This is a genomic window from Rhodopseudomonas sp. (assembly GCF_048594845.1).
Classification (GTDB): domain Bacteria; phylum Pseudomonadota; class Alphaproteobacteria; order Rhizobiales; family Xanthobacteraceae; genus Rhodopseudomonas.
In genome coordinates this window covers 39,544-56,459 of sequence record NZ_JBMDXE010000346.1, presented here as the reverse complement: position 1 = coordinate 56,459, position 16,916 = coordinate 39,544, and the positions used below count along the sequence as shown (strand labels likewise).

Sequence of the window (16,916 nt, the reverse complement as noted above, 5' to 3'; positions counted from 1 at the left end):
CCTTCAGCGTCGCCTCCAGCACGCCGCGTTCTTTCACGGCCGGCTGGATGCCGGCCTTCTGGAAGCCGATGCGGACTTCCTTCAGCTCGGCGGCGGAGGCGGCGCTCATCGACGAGGCTGCGAGGGCGGCGAAGGCGAGGGCGAACAGCGATCTGCGCGAAGTCTTCATGGGCCTGCTCCAAGGATCGTTTGCGGGGCACTCATTAGAAACGCGAACGACGTCCGGTTGAATTCCAAAGATCGGAGTGGCGCGTTAATACCATGCTGCGTCATGCGAGCTTGTTGGCAGAGAATAGACGCGAGCACGAGCTGATAGTCGTCAGCGTCGAACTAACCGTGCTTGGCGCCGGGGACGCTGACTTCGGCGAGTCGGAGAAGGTCCTCGTCGCGATCGATCGCGACGTAGCTGCCCTGCCAGTAGGCCAGTGATGACTTGCGCGGCAGCGTTGCGGTGTGAACGACGCGGCCGATCAGGATCGTATGAGTATGCCGCTCGATCAGTTCGTCGCGTTCGCATTCGAGGCTGGCGAGCGCGCCGGACAGAACCGGGGCGCCGGAGACGCCGGCGGCCCAAGCGCCGGCAGTGAACCTCGCGGCGCCCTTGAAGCCGCCTTTGCCGGCGAAACGTTCGCCGATCTCGATCTGATCGGCGGCGAGGATATTGACCGCGAAGCTGCGGCTCTGGGCGATGGTTGGGCCGGCCGAAGACGTCCGGTTGAGGCAGACGATCAGCATCGGCGGGCTCGCCGACAGCGATGTCACGGCCGTTGCGGTCATGCCCACTCGGGCGCTGCCGCTGCCGGCGGTGATGATGCTGACTCCGCTGGCGAGCTGGCGCATCGCATGGGCGAAGTCCGCCGGAGAGGCGGAGCGCAGACAGTCGTCGATCGCAAGCGTCATGGCGGTAGCCTCACAGCTCGAACGCGCCCTCCGAACCTTTCAGCAGGTCGCGCAGGATCTCGCCTTCGAGCGCGGCGAGTTCGGCCGAGCCGCGTTGGCGCGGGCGGGGCAGGTCGATCAGCAGGTCCTTGGCGATGCGGCCGTCCTCGATCACCAGCACGCGATCGGCGAGCGCCACCGCCTCGGCGACGTCGTGAGTCACCAGGATGGCGGTGAAGCCCTGGTCCTGCCACACCTGTTCGAGCAGACGCTGCATGGCGATGCGGGTCAGCGCGTCGAGCGCGCCGAGCGGTTCGTCGAAAGCCAGCACGCGCGGCCGGCTGACGAGCGCACGCGCCAGCGCGACGCGCTGCTTCTGGCCGCCCGACAGCACTGCCGGCCACTGGTCGCGCTTGTCGTCGAGCCCGACCTCGATCAACGCCGCATCGGCGCGCGCGCGGGCATTCGGCGAATTGCGTTCGGCACCGAGACCGACTTCGACGTTGGCGAGCACGCGGGCCCAAGGCAGCAGCCGCGGCTCCTGGAACATGACGCGGACATCGCCCGGCAGTTTGTCCTCGCCGAAGCCGATGTGGCCGGCGGTCGGCGTCTCCAGTCCGGCGATCAGGCGCAGCAGCGTGCTCTTGCCGCAGCCGCTGCGGCCGACGATGGTGACGAACTGACCGGCCGGAATGTGCAGGTCGATGCCGCGCAGCACATCGTTATCGCCGAAGGATTTGCGCAGGCCCCGAATGTCCAGCGGCAGCGCGGGCGTCGCCGGACGAAGCGGCGGCGCTTCGTGAGCAGGGCCGTCGTCGAGGTCGTCCGGACGAGGCCGGGGGTCGGCGACGAGAAATTGCAGAGCTTCCATCATCGCCGCCTCACGATTTCTGGAACGCCGGATGCCACGACAGCGTCAGCCGCTCGAGCAGCCGGGATGCGCTGTCGGCGAGCTTGCCGAGCAGGGCGTAGATCAGGATCGACAGCACCACGACGTCGATCAGCATGAATTCGCGCGCCTGCATCGCCATGTAGCCGAGGCCGGATGAGGCGGCGATGGTTTCCGCCACGATCAGCGTCAGCCACATGATGCCGAGCGCGAAGCGGACGCCGACGAACACCGAGGGCAGCGCGCCGGGGAAGATCACGCGGCGGAACAGTTCGAGATTGCTCATGCCGTAGATCCGGCCCATCTCGATCAGCTGCGGATCGACGGTGCGGATGCCGTGCAGCGTGTTGAGATAGATCGGGAAGAACACCCCGAGCGCCACCAGAAATAGTTTGGCCTGCTCGTCGATGCCGAACCACAGGATCACCAGCGGAATCAGCGCCAGATGCGGGACGTTGCGGACCATCTGCAGCGTAGTGTCGGACAGTTTCGCGCTGAGGCTGGACAGGCCGTTGGCGAGGCCGAAGGCGAAACCGATGCCGCCGCCGATGGCGAAGCCGACCGACGCGCGCCAGAAGCTGACCCAGATGTTGCGCACGAGTTCGCCGGATTGCAGCAGCTTCCAGCCGGCCACGACGACATCACTCGGCGCCGGCAGCACGCGCGCCGAGACCAGGCCGAAGCTGCACGCCGCCTGCCACAGCACGATGATCAGCAGCGGCACGATCCACTGGATCAGGCCATCAGCGCGCGGCAGGCGCCAGCTGCGCGGGCGGGCGAGGGTCTCGACGAGGCTCATGATTTGGCCGCCTGCTTGCCGCTCGGCAGATGCGCGTTGGCGATGGTTTCGCCGAACGGTCCGGAGTTGACGCGCAGCTGCGTGACGTTGCCCGCGTGCTGCGGCTTCACCAGTGGGAACACCAGCTCGGCGAAACGGTAGGCCTCCTCGAGATGCGGGTAGCCGGACAGGATGAACGTGTCGATGCCGATGTCCTGATACTCCTTGATACGCGCTGCGACAGTCTGCGGATCACCGACCAGCGCGGTGCCCGCGCCGCCGCGTACCAGGCCGACGCCGGCCCAGAGATTTGGGCTGATCTCCAGCTTGTCGCGCCGGCCACCGTGCAGCTCTCCCATCCGCTTCTGTCCCACCGAATCCATGCGCGCGAACACCTTCTGCGCCGCCGCGATGGTGTCGTCGGTGACGTAGCGGATCAGGTCGTCGGCCGCGGCCCACGCCGCCTCATTGGTCTCGCGTACGATGACGTGCAGCCGGATGCCGAACGACAGCTTGCGGCCGCGCGGTTCGGCGACGGACCGGACGCGGGCGACCTTCTCGGCGACCAGCGCCGGCGGCTCGCCCCAGGTCAGATACTTGTCGACCGTATCGGCCGCGACATCGATCCCGGCGTCGGACGAGCCGCCGAAATACAGCGGCGGCCGCGGGCTCTGCAGCGGCGGAAACAGCAGCCGGCCGTCCTCGATGGTGATGTGCTTGCCGGCGACGTTGACGGTCTTGCCGGACAGCAGATCCGAATAGACGTTGAGAAATTCGCGGGTGACTTCGTAGCGTTCGTCGTGCGCCAGGAAGATGCCGTCGCCCTTGTTCTCGACCGGATCGCCGCCGGTGACGACGTTGATCAGCAGCCGGCCGCCGGTGACGCGGTCGAGCGTTGCAGTCATGCGTGCGGCCACGCTCGGCGATTGCAGGCCGGGACGCACGGCGACCAGATAACGCAGCCGCTCGGTCCACGGCGCCACAGCGGACGCGACCACCCACGAGTCCTCGCAGCTTCGCCCGGTCGGCAGCAGCACGCCGAAATAGCCGAGCTGATCGGCCGCCTGCGCGACCTGACGCAGATAGCCGAAGTCGACCTCGCGTCCGCCTTTCGAGGTCCCGAGATAATGGCCGTCGCCGTGAGTCGGCAGAAACCAGAGGAAATTGGACGCCGGTCCAAATGCCGGTGCAACAGCTGAAGTCATCGGGGATTGCTCCTTGTGATCAGTAGTGGTTGCCGCCGCTACGGTTACGCTTGAGGCGACGGCGACAGCGCGTTGCGATCGGTGGGACGATCATCCGCACGCCGTGGCCCAATGGGTGATGCGTGTCCCGGCGAACGACTCGCCATTTGCGCGCGGCGGTAGCAACGCTGCCCAGGCGACGGCTGCTGATAGGTCGAACACGTCGCGCCGCAGCATTCAGCTCCACCCTTCCGGCCATTGTCGGTGGTGAGAATGATGGTCAGGCGCGCGTGGCCTGTCGAGGCGTGCGGGAAAATAGCAACGCCAGCGCTGCTTTCCTCACGGGTGGGAGCGGTAAATTTCCTCAAGGAGCGGCGGACGGGAATGGATGTTCCCGCTGCCTTCGGTCGGTCACAGTCGTGACGACGCGTTCGCGCGCAAGCGTTCGCGAGGAAGCTGGCCGCGACCTCATCGGCACGCGCTGCCGCCGGCAGCGATGCGCTCGCTTTCGCGGCGGCATCGGCCGGGCACAACTTTGCGGTGCGAGCGATCCCGCCGCAGTCGAAGATGTCGGCGGTTCGTTGCTGACGATGTTGGCTCTCAGCCTTTGCGTGGTGCGCGGCGCTGCCGGCCGGCCGGCGCGCCGATCGTCTCCAGGATTTTTGCGCTGGTGATCAGTTCGATTTCCGAGGCGGGCAGGGGCTTCTGGCACTCGGACGACGGGTTCAGCCAGAAATTCGATCCCGGCAGCATCGCGAACAGGTCGGCGGCGACGGCGCCGAGGCAACTCTCGGGTTCCTTGACATAATCGGAGATGCGCGATTTCGAGGTGAAGGCCGGGTGCCAGCGCAGGCCCTGGAAATCGACGGTGGCGACGTTGATCGTCTCCTGCGGCTGCAGCGCGCGGCTTTCGCCGGGCGCAACCGGCGCTTCCGGCACCAGGATGTAGATCTCCGACTTCATCAGCGCCTGATAGAACGCCGGTGCCGCGCCGGGATCCTGGGCGGCGGCCTGCATCAGCGTCTCCAGCTTGTTCTGCGGTTCGAACACAGCATCCTCCTTGCTGAGTGTTGAATTGCTGAGCGGCGAGCTACGCGATCAGTCCGTCTCGCGCAGCGCGCGATAGATCATGTTGCGCGACACGCCGAGCTTGCGCGCCGCCTTGCTGACATTGTTGCCGGCCTCGGTGTAGGCGGCGAGCAACTGCGCGCGCTGCAAGTCGCGCAGGCCGCGCTTGAGTCCACCGCCGCTTGCCGCCGCGCTGCCGGGTAGTCGCCTGGACATCAGATGGCCGATCACGGCTTTCACGGCTGCTTCGCCGATCAGGCCGCCTTGTTCGTCGAGCGACAGCCGCGACAGCACGTTGCGCAATTGCCGGATGTTGCCGTCCCAATCGAGTTCGGCGAGCCGATCGATCGCGCCGGGCGTCAGTCGGGCCGACGGATCGATCCGGGCCAGCACGTGCCGGGCAATGTCGGCGAAGTCCGTGCGCTCGCGCAGCGGCGGCAGCGTCACTTCGAGGGTGTTGAGGCGAAACAGCAGGTCGGAGCGGAAGCGGCCCTTGGCGATCGACTCGTCGAGATCGGCATTGGTGGCCGAGACGAGCTGGACATCGACCTTGCGCTTGGCGCCGCCGACCGGACGCACAGTCCAGTCGTCGAGGAAGCGCAGCAGCACGGCCTGCAGCGACACCGGCATGTCGCCGATCTCGTCGAGGAACAGCGTGCCGCCATCGGCCTCCTTGAACAGTCCGCTCGCTCCGCCTTTCCGCGCGCCGGTGAACGAGCCCTCGGCGTAGCCGAACAGTTCGGCTTCGATCAGGCTGTCGGGCAGCGCCGCGCAGTTCACCGGGACGAAGGCGCCGCTACGGCGGCTCGCGGCGTGGGCGTGGCGGGCGAGTTGCTCCTTGCCGGTGCCGGTCTCGCCGCGCACCAGGATCGGCATCTTGCGCGCCGCGGCGTTCTCGACCTGCCGCACGATTGCGGCGATCGCCGGATCGGCGGAGACGAATTCGGTCGCCGCCGGCACCGGAGCAGGTGCCGCTTTGATGCGCGGCTGCGACAGCATCGGAAATTGCCGGGTATTCTCGATCGTAGCGACGAACTGACTGCCGACGTCGTCTTCCAGGCTCTGCCGCTCGCTGCGCCGTCCTTCATCGACGAAGCGGTGGAAGTCGGTGCGGAATACGTCCGCGAAATGTCGTCCAGCGGCCGCCGGCAGGCCGTGCAGCAAGACACGCGCGGCACGATTGGCGGACAGAATGCGGCCGTCCTCGTCGATGGCGAGCAGGCCGGCGCTGAGCGTGTGCAGATACTCGCCGCGGTTGTGAAAGGCGATCAGGATATTGCCGCGGTGATATTCGCGGAACAGGCCGTTCTCGATCTGCGTCGCCGCCATGCCGACGAGCGCCTGAGTATGAGTCTGGCGCGACAGGCAATCCGACGAGGCGTCGAGGATGCCGGTCAGCTCGCCGTCGGGCGCGAAGATCGGCGCGGCGACACAAGTGAGATTGTTGTAGCGCGGGAAGAAATGCTGATCGCCGTGCACCGCAACGGGGCGCTTCAGATGCGCCGCCGTGCCGAGCCCATTGGTGCCGCAGTGGCGCTCGGTCCACAGCGCTCCCGGCCTGATGCCGGCGGCGTCCGACGCATCGCGGAAGCTGCGATCGCCGATGATATCGAGCAGCAGCCCCTCGGCGCTGGCGAACGCCACCATGAAGTTGGAGCCGGAGATCTGCTGATGCAGCGTGTGCATCTCGGCCAGCGCGAGGCCGCGCACCAGAGAGCAGCGCTGCTGTTCCTGGCGCAAGGTTGCCGGACTGACGAATTCCGGAGGCGGCGGTTGCCGCATGTCGAGTCCGAGTGCGATGCAGCGCATCCAGCTGTCGTAGATATCGACCGGCATATAGCCGGCCGGCGAACCGCCGCGTTGCTCGAGCGCTAACCCGATATTGTCCAGGCGCCGCCCGGCAAGCAGCATCGATTGCCCTCCCTCATCAAGCATCCGACGTTCCTCCGTCCCGCGAGCCGTGTTCGGCTTCTCGATGCGGCGTTCGGATTTCAACATATTCCAACTAAGCAGAATTCCAAATCCATCGTTCCGCGCGAGAAGTGTTCCGTCACGGAACATCAATGTTCATTGCGATGATCCGGTGCGGATCGGCGGGACGTTGTGTGCTCGCGCGGAAATCCATGTAGTTCAGCCTGTTAGTCGCGTGGCACAGCTCTTGCTGTTGTTAGTTCGTCGCCCGGCACCAACGAGGCGGCAGAACAAAAAATAATTTTCAGGGAGCGAAGGGTCGATGAAAGCCGCGGTTCTGCATGCATTCGACGAGAAGCTGACGGCGAAGGAATTCGTCAAATACGAAGACGTCGCGGATCCGAAGATCACGCGGCCGTCCGATGTGGTGGTGCGGATCGGCGGCGCCGGTGTGTGTCGCACCGACCTGCATATCGTCGAAGGCATCTGGCGCAGCAAGGTTGACGTCAACCTGCCTTACATCATGGGCCACGAGAACGCCGGCTGGGTCGAGGCGATCGGCCCCGGTGTCGAAGGCATCAAGGTCGGCGATCCGGTCATCTGCCATCCGCTGGTCACCAGCGGTCATTGCCTGGCGTGCCGGCGCGGCAACGACATGCACGCCGACGACAGCGCATTTCCGGGCATCAACACCAATGGCGGCTACGCGCAATATCTGCTGACCGGGCAGCGCTCGCTGATCAAGCTGCCGAAGACGCTAGCTCCGAAGGACGTCGCTCCCTACACCGACGCCGGCCTCACCGCGTATCGCGCTGCGAAGAAGGCGTCGCGGCATCTGCTGCCCGGGCAGTATGCCGCCGTGATCGGCGCCGGTGGTCTCGGCCATATCGGCATTCAGGTGCTGGCCGCGTTGTGCGCCGCCGAAATCATCGTGGTCGATCGCGACGACAAGTCGCTCGAACTCGCCAAGACCTGCGGCGCGCATCATCTGGTGAAGGCGGACGGCAACGAGGTCGAAGCGGTGCTGGCGCTGACCGGCGGGCGCGGTGCTGAAGCCGTGATCGACTTCGTCGGCGAGGGCGAGGCGGTCGCCCGCGGCCTGGCGATGACGGCGAACGACGGCTTCTACTACGTGGTCGGCTACGGCGGCAAAATCGAGCTGCCCACCATCGACCTGATCACCACCGAAAAGACCATCGTGGGCAATCTGGTCGGCAGCTACGCCGAGCTGGTCGAGCTGATGAAGCTCGCCGATCGTGGCCTCGTTCAGCTCCACACCAAGGAATACAAGCTCAGCGCCGCCAACGATGCGCTGCACGATCTGCACCATGGCCGCATCCACGGCCGCGCCGTGCTGGTGCCATGACGAGCCGCTGCGAGGCGGTTCGCTCGCCGCCGCAAACCTGGATGGGCGACATGACCAAGAGCAGTGCGGAAGATCCTCCGGGAGGTGACCGATTGGATCGCGAGGCGGCCCGCGCCAGCATGCTGGCGAGGCACCGGCTGATCGAAGCCATCATCCGCAACAACGAGGCGCAGCTGCGCAACGACAGCGCGCGCGGCGGCGCCGAGATCGAACTGCACTGTGCGCTCCGCGACAGCCGGCTGCCCGGCGCATCGGAGGACGCCGAAGCCGAGGTCGAGCGGCTCACCGCGCGGTTCAAGGCGCTGCAGGACGAACACGATCGGCTCGTCGCCGAACGCGAGTGGCTCAACGCATCGCTGCTCGAATTCGACGCCGGCCCGCAGGGCGGGGGCACTCACTACCGATCAGGAAACGCATGATGACCAGCAACAACATCCGCACAGCCGGCAAAGCGCCGCGCACGGACCGCGTGCCGCCAGCCGATCCGATCGAACTCAGCGAAGAGGACCGCTCCAAGGACGGCTTCTTCATTCAACTCGCGGCCATCGCAGAGGCGATGATCGCCAGCCACGGCAAGGATTTCGCGATGGGCGCGCTAGTGCTCACCGCGCGCTTCATCGCCGAAGGCAAGCCCTTGACCAAGGGCGCCGCGCAACGCGACCCGGCCGAGCGGCCGGTCTCCGGCCCGTCCTGAGCGACGGACCACCGACCATCGGGCGCACCTGCCTCATGCGTAGCAATCGATTGTCGAGCGGGCGCCCGACCAACGAAGGCAGGAAGTGAAGTCAAGACGAAGTCCAAGCAACGTCCAAGGGAGAAGTAAATGTCTGAGACACTGACGCTGAACAAGATCGTGAGCCAGAAGGGCATCAGCACAGCGGAAGCCGCCAACCGCGTGTCCGATCTGGGCTGGACGCCGAGCTACGTCCAGGAGGCGATGACCTTCCCGACCGACTACAAGATCTCGCGGGTGCCGCGCGACCCCATGAAGCAGGTGCTGCGCTCCTACTTCCCGATGCAGGAAGAGAAGGACAACCGCGTCTACGGCGCGCTCGACGCGGCGCTGCGCGGCGACATGTTCCGCAATGTCGAGCCGCGCTGGGTCGAATGGATGAAGCTGTTCCTGGCGATCATTCCGTTCCCGGAAATCTCGGCGGCGCGGTCGATGGCGATGGTCGGCCGGCTGGCGCCGGGCGAGGAACTGCGCACCGGCTTCACCATGCAGATGGTCGACGAGTTCCGCCATTCCACGATTCAGATGAATCTGAAGAAGTGGTACATGGAGAACTACATCGATCCCGCCGGCTTCGACATCACCGAAGCGGCGTTCGGCAAGTGCTACGCCACAACGATCGGCCGGCAGTTCGCCGAGGGCTTCCTGACCGGTGACGCGATCACCGCCGCCAACATCTATCTGACGGTGGTGGCCGAGACCGCCTTCACCAACACGCTGTTCGTCGCGATGCCGTCGGAAGCGGCCCGCAACGGCGACTATGCGCTGCCGACCGTGTTCCTGTCGGTGCAGTCCGACGAATCCCGCCACATCGGCAACGGCCACTCGATGCTGATGGCGATGATCCACGATCCGTCGAACCACCAATTGCTCGAGCGCGACCTGAAATACGCGTTCTGGCAGAACCACGCGATCGTCGACGCCGCGATCGGTACCTTCATCGAATACGGCACCACCAACCGCGACAAGAACAAGGAGTCCTACGCCGAGCTGTGGCACCGCTGGATCTACGAGGATTACTACCGGACCTACATGCTGCCGCTCGAGAAGTACGGCATCAAGATCCACCACGACGACGTCGCCGAGGCCTGGGACCGCATCGTCAAGAAGAATTACGTCCACAAGACCGCGCAGTTCTTCTCGGTCGGCTGGTCGTTCAACTTCTGGCGCATCGAAGCCCAGACCGAGAAGGATTTCGAGTGGTTCGAGCACAAATATCCGGGCTGGTACGCCGAATTCGGCGATTATTGGAAGTGGTACGCGAAGCTGTCGAAGCCGGGCGAGAAGGTGATCGCCTTCAATTCCGACGTCGGCTACGTCTATCCGCACCGCTGCTGGAGCTGCATGGTGCCGTGCCTGATCCGCGAAGACTTCTGCTGCGACGAAGTCGACGGCAAGGTTTACACCTACTGCTCGGAAGGCTGCCGCTGGACCCACAAGGTGGCGTTCGCCGCCGAGTATGAAGGCCGCGCCACGCCCGCGATGGGCCGCTTCAGCGGTCGCCGCGAGTGGGAGGAGTGCTACCACGGCTGGGATCACGCCGATGCCCTGGTGGATCTCGGCTTCGTGCGCTCCGACGGCAAGACGCTGGTGCCGCAGCCGCATCTGCGCTTCGAGCAGAAGGACATGTGGACGCTCGACCACGTCCGCGGCAACACGCTCGGCAGCCCGCTGCGCTCGTTCCGTGCCTTGAAGCCCGGCGCCGAACGCGACGCCGCCGTCGCCGAGTATCGCAAGGGCTTCACCATCAACCCCTGCAACTAAGCCTTGAACGAGGCGAGGGGGCCGCACGTCGCGGCCCTCTCGTCCCCGCCGATGCGGCGCGGTGCGCGCTGCCAACTCCGTCCCATTAACCAGGCCGAGATCCATGTCGGAAACCACCACCACCTACAAGGTCCGCCTCGAGCCGGTCGGCATCGAGATGGATGTCGAGGAAGGCGAGACCGTTCTGGACGCCGGATTCCGCCAGGGCATCGCGCTGATGCATGGCTGCAAGGAAGGCCAGTGCGGCTCTTGCAAGGCGCGCGTGCTGAGCGGCGATATCGAGATGTTGAAATACTCCACCTTCGCGCTGCCGGATTACGAGCGCGAGAACGAGCACGTGCTGCTTTGCAAGACCCACGCCTACAGCGATCTCGAAGTCGAGCTGCTCAATTTCGACGAGGAGCTGCTGTCGCATTCGATCGCGGTGAAGTCGTTCGAGGCGCGGCTCGCCAAGGTGACGGCGCTGACCCACGACATTCGGCTGCTGGAGATCGACCTCGACAAGCCGATGAAGTTCTGGGCCGGTCAGTATGTCGACCTCACGCTGCCGGAGATCGGCGTGACGCGCGCGTTCTCCATGGCCAATGCGCCGGTTGACGGCACGCGGCTGTCCTTCATCATCAAGAAATATCCGAACGGGCTGTTCTCGTCGCAGCTCGACGGCGCGCTGCAGCCCGGCGCCGTGCTGCAGGCCAAGGGCCCTTACGGCACCTGCTTCCGCCGCGAGGGCCGCACCGGCCCGCTGCTGCTGATCGGCGGCGGCTCCGGCATGTCGCCGCTGTGGTCGATGCTGTCCGATCAGGTGCAGAGCGGCGATCAGCGGCCGGTGCGGTTCTTCTACGGTGCGCGGACGCGGGCCGATCTGTTCATGCTCGACGAGATCGCGGCGGTGGCCAAGGCCCTGCCGGACTTCCAGTTCATCCCGGCGCTGTCGCACGCCACGGCCGACGATCAGTGGGACGGCGAGACCGGCTTCATCCACGAGGTGGTGCAGCGCCGGCTCGCGGCCGAAGGCTTGAGCGGCACGATCGACGCCTATGCCTGCGGGCCGGTGCCGATGATCGATGCGGTGCTGCCGGTGCTGCAGATGGCCAATGTCGAGCCCGATCACATCTTCTTCGACAAGTTCACGCCGGCCACGCGCTGACGGCCGACGGCTATCCCAAGACCTCGATCACGACTCTGCCAAACAAACCAGAACCCAGGGAGGATGACATGAGTGCGAGCCCACAGACCGTCCAGAAGTCCGGCGCCGCCGGATCCGCGATCTTCGCCGGATCGGACAGCAGGAAGTACAATTACTACGAGCCGAAGGCGCGCAAGGCGACGCATTACGAGGACATGACGGTCGACGTGCAGCCCGATCCGGAGCGCTATCTGCTGCAGGACTGGATCATCTCGTTTCCGGACGGCACGCCGACCTATTCGAAGAATTGGACCAAGGCACGCAGCTCGAACTGGCATCAGTTCCGCGCCGTCGACCAGGAGTGGGAGCGCACGCACTATCAGCGGCAGTCGACGATCTGCGGCATGGTGCAGGGCGTGATCGAGAACGCCCGCAAGTCGGGCGCGCCGAAGCGCTTCGACTCTGCCTGGGTCAAGGTGCTGCAGGATCATCTCGGCGCCTACAAGCACGCCGAATTCGGGCTCGGCACCTCGCTGATGCAGGCGCAGCGCTACGGCTACACCCAGATGATCAACAACGCGACGCTGACCAACTCGTCCTACAAGCTGCGCTTCGCCCAGGATCTGACGCTGTATCTCAGCGAGATCGGCATGGACATCGGGAACTTCGACCACACCGCCGGCAAGACCCACTGGCTCGAAGACCCGATCTGGCAGGGCACCCGCAAGGCGATCGAAGCCATCATGGGCGCCACCGACTATCTCGAGCAATATCTCGCGACCAATCTGGTGTTCGAGCCGCTGGTCGGCGAGCTGTTCCGCAGCGGCTTCATCATGCAGATGGCCGCCTCCCAGGGCGACTTCGCGACTCCGTCCGTGGTTGCCGCGGCCGAGGCCGACTACGAGCGCAATCTCGCCAACACCGTCGAGCTGATCCACATGCTGACGCACGACAACGAGAACGGCGCGCACAACCGCGATCTGTTCAACGGCTGGATGGCGCATCACGGCGCGCTGGCGCGCGAGGCGGCCAGCAATCTGCAGCCGATCTGGTCGCAGCCGCGCGTCAAGTTCACCGGCTTCGCCGACGCGCAGGCGCAGGCCGACAACCGCATCAAGACGATCTGCGCCCAAGTGGGCCTCACCGCGCCGTGATCGGCGGCGCGGAGATGATCCTGAACGCATGCAATCAAGCCATCACCTCAAGGAGAACCAGATGACCGAGGCCGCGACCAACATCTTCAAGTCGATGAAGGACATCAAATTCGAGGAGACGATCTCGCACCAGTGCGGGGTGACGATGAACGACAGCGTCGAGGCCCGCGCCATCGCCGAAGTCATGGAGCAGAAGGTCGGCGTCAAGGTGACGTTCATGCCGGCGATGATCCGGATCGACGGCGAGGGCAAGCTGGTCTTCAAGATGAGCGAGATCAGCGAAGCGCTCGGCCGCGAGATGACGCCGTATCTGTTCGAGATCTCGACCTCGACGCACTACGGCCGAATGGTGATGGTCGACGACGACACCGTGGTCTGCTTCGGCGACATGAACGAAGCGCTCGCCTACATCGAACACTGACGCGGACGGAGCCGGCCGTGCGCCGGCTCCCTACCTCCACGAGCCTGGATCGATCGATCCGCTAATCAAAACGCCCGAATGGGACGACAGGGAGAAACGCGATGTACAGGACGGCATCCGGCGAAGAGATCTTCGTGATCGACGGCCACACTCATTTCTGGGACGGTAGCCCGGCCAATCAGAAGAACATCCACGGCAAGCAGTTCATCGAATGCTTCTACGCCTATCACTCGAACCTCAGCCCGGCCGAAGAGAAGTGGCCACAGGACAAATTCGAGAAATACGACGCGCAGACCATGCACGACGATCTGTTCGTGCATGGCTATGACGACATGGCGATCCTGCAGTCGACCTATCTGACGGACTTCTACAACAACGGCTTCAACACCGTGGAGCGCAATGCGGCGCTGAAGAAGAAGCATCCCGAGCGCTTCATCCTCAACGGCGCGTTCGACCCCCGCGACGGCAACAAGGGGCTGGAGCAACTTCACGCCGACGTCGAGAAGTACAAGCTGACCGGCGTCAAGCTCTACACCGCGGAATGGCGGGGCGACTCCAAGGGCTATCGGCTCGACGACAAGGAGTCGTATCGCTTTCTCGAGGAGGCGCAGAAGCTCGGCATCAAGAACGTCCACGTCCACAAGGGCCCGACCATCATCCCGCTGAACAAGGACTCGTTCCATGTCGGCGACATCGACGACGTCGCGACCTCGTTCCAGGGGCTCAACTTCATCGTCGAACATTGCGGCCTGCCGCGGCTCGACGACTTCTGCTGGATCGCCACCCAGGAGACCAACGTCTATGGCGGCCTCGCCGTGGCGTTGCCGTTCATCCACACGCGGCCGGCTTACTTCGCGCATGTGATGGCCGAGCTGCTGTTCTGGATCGGCCCGGACAAGATCCTGTACGGCAGCGATTACGGCATCTGGACGCCGAAATGGCTGATCGACCGCTTCATGGCGTTCGAGATTCCGGAGGAGCTGAGCAAGGAGACCGGCTCGGTGCTGACGCTGGAGACCAAGAAGAAGATCCTCGGGCTCAACGCGGCGCGGCTCTACAACATCGACATCGAAGCGCAGAAGCAGCGGATCGGTGCCGCCGGCGGCTACGATCATCTCGCCGCAGCTCACGCGGCGGAGTGAAGCCATGGCTGCCGTGACGATCGCGGACCTCGAAGCCGAGGTCTGGCGCGCCTTGCAGACCGTCACCGACCCGGAGCTCGACGAGTCGGTGACCGATCTGAAGTTCGTCACGCGGGTCGATGTGGACGCGGATCACCGCGTCCACATCGATTTCCGCCTGCCGACCTATTGGTGCGCGGCCAATTTCTCGTTCCTGATGGCCGACGACATGCGCACCGCGGTGCTGCAGCTGCCGTGGGTGCGCTCGGTCGAGGTGACGCTCGGCGAGCATATGTATGCCGACAAGATCAACACCGGCCTGAAGGAGGGGCGCTCGTTCCAGGACACATTCGGTGACGAAGCCGATGGTGACCTGGGCGAAGTGCGGCGCACCTTCCTTCTGAAGGCGTTGCAACGTCGGCAGGGCGCGCTGCTGGCGCATCTGATCGCCGACGGCTTCGCGCCGGAGGTGCTGGTCGAGCTGACCTGCGCCGAACTCGCGGCGCTGGATCTCGACGAAGACGGGGCTCGCCTGGTCGCGCGCTATCTGGAGCGGCGTCCGGTCGTTGCCGGCGCCAGGTCGACGCTGGCCTTCGTCGATGTCGAGGGCGAGCCGCTGCAGGCCGAGACACTTGCCACCTATGTCCGCGCGCTGCGGCGCGTCGACGTCAATGCCGGCTTCAACAGTGCGCTGTGTCGCGGGCTGTTGCACGTCCGCTTCGATACCGAGACTCCGCTGACGCCCCGTTGCGAAAAACCGCTCGACCAAACAAACCGCGCGCCCGTGGTGCGCGCATAAAAACCAGGGAGGATCACGATGGCTAAGATGATGCTTCACGATGCCCAGGCGCGCGAAGCGCTCGGGCGAGGGGTCGCCAAGCTGGCGAAGGCGGTCGGCGGCACGTTGGGGCCGAAGGGCATGAATGCGGTGATGGACCGGCCGATCGGCACGCCTCTGGTGTCGCGCGACGGCGTCAGCATTGCGGCCGAGATCGAGCTGGAATGCCCGTTCGAGAACATGGGCGCGCAGGTGCTGCGCGAAGTCTCCAAGCATACCAACGAGGTCGCCGGTGACGGCACCACCACGGCGACCGTACTGGCGGACTTCCTGGTGCAGCATGGGCTCGAGCTGCTGGCCGGCGGTGCTAACGCGGTGGAACTGGTCGAAGGTCTTGAAGCCGCCGTCGAGGAAACCATCAAGGCGCTGAAGCGCGCGGCCAAGCCCGTCAACGGTCCAGACGGCATCCGCGCCATCGCCACCATCGCGGTCAACGATCCGCGGCTCGGCGAGATGGTCGCCGAAGCCTTCGCGCGCGCCGGCAATCACGGCATCGTCGCGGTCGAATTCGGCTCGACCGTCGAGACGACGCTTGAAGTGGTCGAGGGCATGGCGTTCGAGCGCGGCTATCTCTCGCACCACATGGTCACCGATGTGGAGCGGATGCAGGTGGTGCTCGACGAGCCCTACATCCTGATGACCGATCACAAGATCCAGACCAGCGATCAGCTCGCCGGCGTGTTCGCGCTGATCGAGAAGAGCGGCCGGCCGCTCTTGATCATCGCCGAGGAAGTCGCGCCGCCGGTGATCATGATGCTGCTGTCGCGGCGCGAGAAGACCAACGTCAAGGTCGCGGCGATCCATCCGCCGGAATACGGCCATTGGCGCAAGGCGATGCTGGAAGACATCGCAGTCGCGACCGGCGGCCGGGTGATCTCGCGCGATCTCGGCGGCACGCTCGAGCGCGCCAAGCTCGAGGATCTCGGCTCGGCGCGGCAGGTGCGGATCTCGTCGTCGAAGACGCTGATCACCGCCGGCCACGGCAAGGCGAAGGAGATCGAGGCGCGGCGCGAACAGGTGCTGCGGCAATTCGAGGCGGCACCGGAGAACATTGAGCGCGACAAATTCCAGGAGCGGCTCGCCAAACTCTCCGGCGGCACCGCGATGATCCTCGCCGGCGGTGCGACGCCAGTCGAGCAGAAGCGCCGCGCACAGCTGATCGAGGACTCGATCAACGCGACGCGTGCGGCGATCGAGGAGGGCGTGGTGCCCGGTGGCGGCGTCGCGATGATCCGCGTGGCGCCGGAGCTCGACGGTCTGATCGGCAAGCTGGACGGCAGTGCGCGTCAGGGCGCCGAGCTGGTGCAGCGCGCGCTCAGCCAGCCGCTCGCGCGCATCGTGGCCAATTGCGGCCGCGATAGCGCCGCCGCGGTCGACAAGGTCGCCAAGGCCAGCAACGGCTATGGCTTCGACGCGCGCACCGGCACGACGGTCGACATGATCAAGTCGGGCATCATCGATCCGGTGAAGGTCAGCTACTCGGCCGTCCGCAACGCCGGCTCGGTTGCCGCGCTGATCCTGACGACGCAGACGCTGATCGCCAAGAAGCCGGAGTATCACGACATCACCGCGGAGCCGGCGCGCGGGGGTGGCGCCGAGTTGCTCTAGGCCGCGATCATCAACGCGTCATGCCCGGGCTTGTCCCGGGCATCCACGCCTTGCTGATCGAAATGCAGAAAAGACG

General features: G+C 65.3%; 16 protein-coding genes. 10 read left to right on the top strand and 6 right to left on the bottom strand.

All coding sequences use genetic code 11. From position 1 onward, the window contains the following. Window positions 1-330: 330 nt before the first annotated feature. From ACOJTD_RS23545 to ACOJTD_RS23520, 6 genes are all read right to left on the bottom strand, one after another. Window positions 331-900, bottom strand: coding sequence for a flavin reductase family protein (locus tag ACOJTD_RS23545; RefSeq protein ID WP_420135268.1), 570 nt, complete (start codon window positions 898-900; stop codon window positions 331-333). A gap of 10 nt (window positions 901-910) precedes the next feature. After that, window positions 911-1,753 carry an ATP-binding cassette domain-containing protein gene (locus tag ACOJTD_RS23540; protein ID WP_420135267.1) on the bottom strand — a complete coding sequence of 281 codons (843 nt, stop codon included), beginning with the start codon at window positions 1,751-1,753 and terminating at the stop codon, window positions 911-913. Window positions 1,754-1,760: 7 nt separating this feature from the next. Continuing rightward, complete coding sequence (gene ssuC / locus ACOJTD_RS23535) at window positions 1,761-2,567, bottom strand: aliphatic sulfonate ABC transporter permease SsuC (protein WP_420135266.1); 807 nt, start codon at window positions 2,565-2,567, stop codon at window positions 1,761-1,763. After that, window positions 2,564-3,751 (bottom strand): FMNH2-dependent alkanesulfonate monooxygenase, encoded by a 1,188-nt coding sequence (gene ssuD / locus ACOJTD_RS23530; protein ID WP_420135265.1) that lies wholly within the window; start codon window positions 3,749-3,751, stop codon window positions 2,564-2,566. Before ssuD ends, ssuC begins: the two co-directional genes overlap by 4 nt. A gap of 579 nt (window positions 3,752-4,330) precedes the next feature. After that, window positions 4,331-4,780: an SseB family protein gene (locus tag ACOJTD_RS23525; protein ID WP_420135264.1), complete on the bottom strand. Its 450-nt coding sequence runs from the start codon at window positions 4,778-4,780 to the stop codon at window positions 4,331-4,333. A gap of 48 nt (window positions 4,781-4,828) precedes the next feature. Next, window positions 4,829-6,709, bottom strand: a complete 1,881-nt coding sequence (locus ACOJTD_RS23520; protein WP_420135263.1) for a sigma-54-dependent Fis family transcriptional regulator — start codon at window positions 6,707-6,709, stop codon at window positions 4,829-4,831. A gap of 322 nt (window positions 6,710-7,031) precedes the next feature. Here ACOJTD_RS23520 and ACOJTD_RS23515 point away from each other — a divergent pair, with 322 nt between their 5' ends. The 10 genes from ACOJTD_RS23515 to ACOJTD_RS23470 all read left to right on the top strand — a co-directional run bounded on the left by ACOJTD_RS23515 (window position 7,032) and on the right by ACOJTD_RS23470 (window position 16,840). Continuing rightward, window positions 7,032-8,075: an NAD(P)-dependent alcohol dehydrogenase gene (locus tag ACOJTD_RS23515; RefSeq protein WP_054163170.1), complete on the top strand. Its 1,044-nt coding sequence runs from the start codon at window positions 7,032-7,034 to the stop codon at window positions 8,073-8,075. Between the two features lie 50 nt (window positions 8,076-8,125). Continuing rightward, on the top strand, window positions 8,126-8,494 hold the full coding sequence (locus ACOJTD_RS23510) for a hypothetical protein (protein WP_420135262.1): 369 nt from the start codon (window positions 8,126-8,128) through the stop codon (window positions 8,492-8,494). After that, entirely contained in the window at window positions 8,494-8,769 is a 276-nt protein-coding gene (locus tag ACOJTD_RS23505; RefSeq protein ID WP_420135261.1) for a hypothetical protein, read from the top strand. Before ACOJTD_RS23510 ends, ACOJTD_RS23505 begins: the two co-directional genes overlap by 1 nt. Before the next feature lie 129 nt (window positions 8,770-8,898). Further along, on the top strand, window positions 8,899-10,572 hold the full coding sequence (locus ACOJTD_RS23500; protein WP_054163169.1) for an aromatic/alkene/methane monooxygenase hydroxylase/oxygenase subunit alpha: 1,674 nt from the start codon (window positions 8,899-8,901) through the stop codon (window positions 10,570-10,572). A gap of 103 nt (window positions 10,573-10,675) precedes the next feature. Continuing rightward, on the top strand, window positions 10,676-11,719 hold the full coding sequence (locus ACOJTD_RS23495) for an NADH:ubiquinone reductase (Na(+)-transporting) subunit F (protein WP_420135260.1): 1,044 nt from the start codon (window positions 10,676-10,678) through the stop codon (window positions 11,717-11,719). A gap of 68 nt (window positions 11,720-11,787) precedes the next feature. Further along, the gene (locus tag ACOJTD_RS23490) at window positions 11,788-12,852 is read left to right on the top strand and encodes an aromatic/alkene monooxygenase hydroxylase subunit beta (RefSeq protein WP_420135259.1); all 1,065 of its coding nucleotides are present in this window, start codon (window positions 11,788-11,790) and stop codon (window positions 12,850-12,852) included. A 61-nt stretch (window positions 12,853-12,913) separates the two neighbouring features. Next, window positions 12,914-13,273, top strand: a complete 360-nt coding sequence (locus ACOJTD_RS23485) for an MmoB/DmpM family protein (protein WP_054163166.1) — start codon at window positions 12,914-12,916, stop codon at window positions 13,271-13,273. A gap of 101 nt (window positions 13,274-13,374) precedes the next feature. Continuing rightward, complete coding sequence (locus ACOJTD_RS23480) at window positions 13,375-14,415, top strand: amidohydrolase family protein (protein WP_420135258.1); 1,041 nt, start codon at window positions 13,375-13,377, stop codon at window positions 14,413-14,415. A gap of 4 nt (window positions 14,416-14,419) precedes the next feature. Beyond that, window positions 14,420-15,193, top strand: a complete 774-nt coding sequence (locus ACOJTD_RS23475) for a metal-sulfur cluster assembly factor (protein WP_420135257.1) — start codon at window positions 14,420-14,422, stop codon at window positions 15,191-15,193. A gap of 18 nt (window positions 15,194-15,211) precedes the next feature. Further along, complete coding sequence (locus ACOJTD_RS23470) at window positions 15,212-16,840, top strand: molecular chaperone GroEL (protein WP_420135256.1); 1,629 nt, start codon at window positions 15,212-15,214, stop codon at window positions 16,838-16,840. Window positions 16,841-16,916 lie beyond the last annotated feature (76 nt).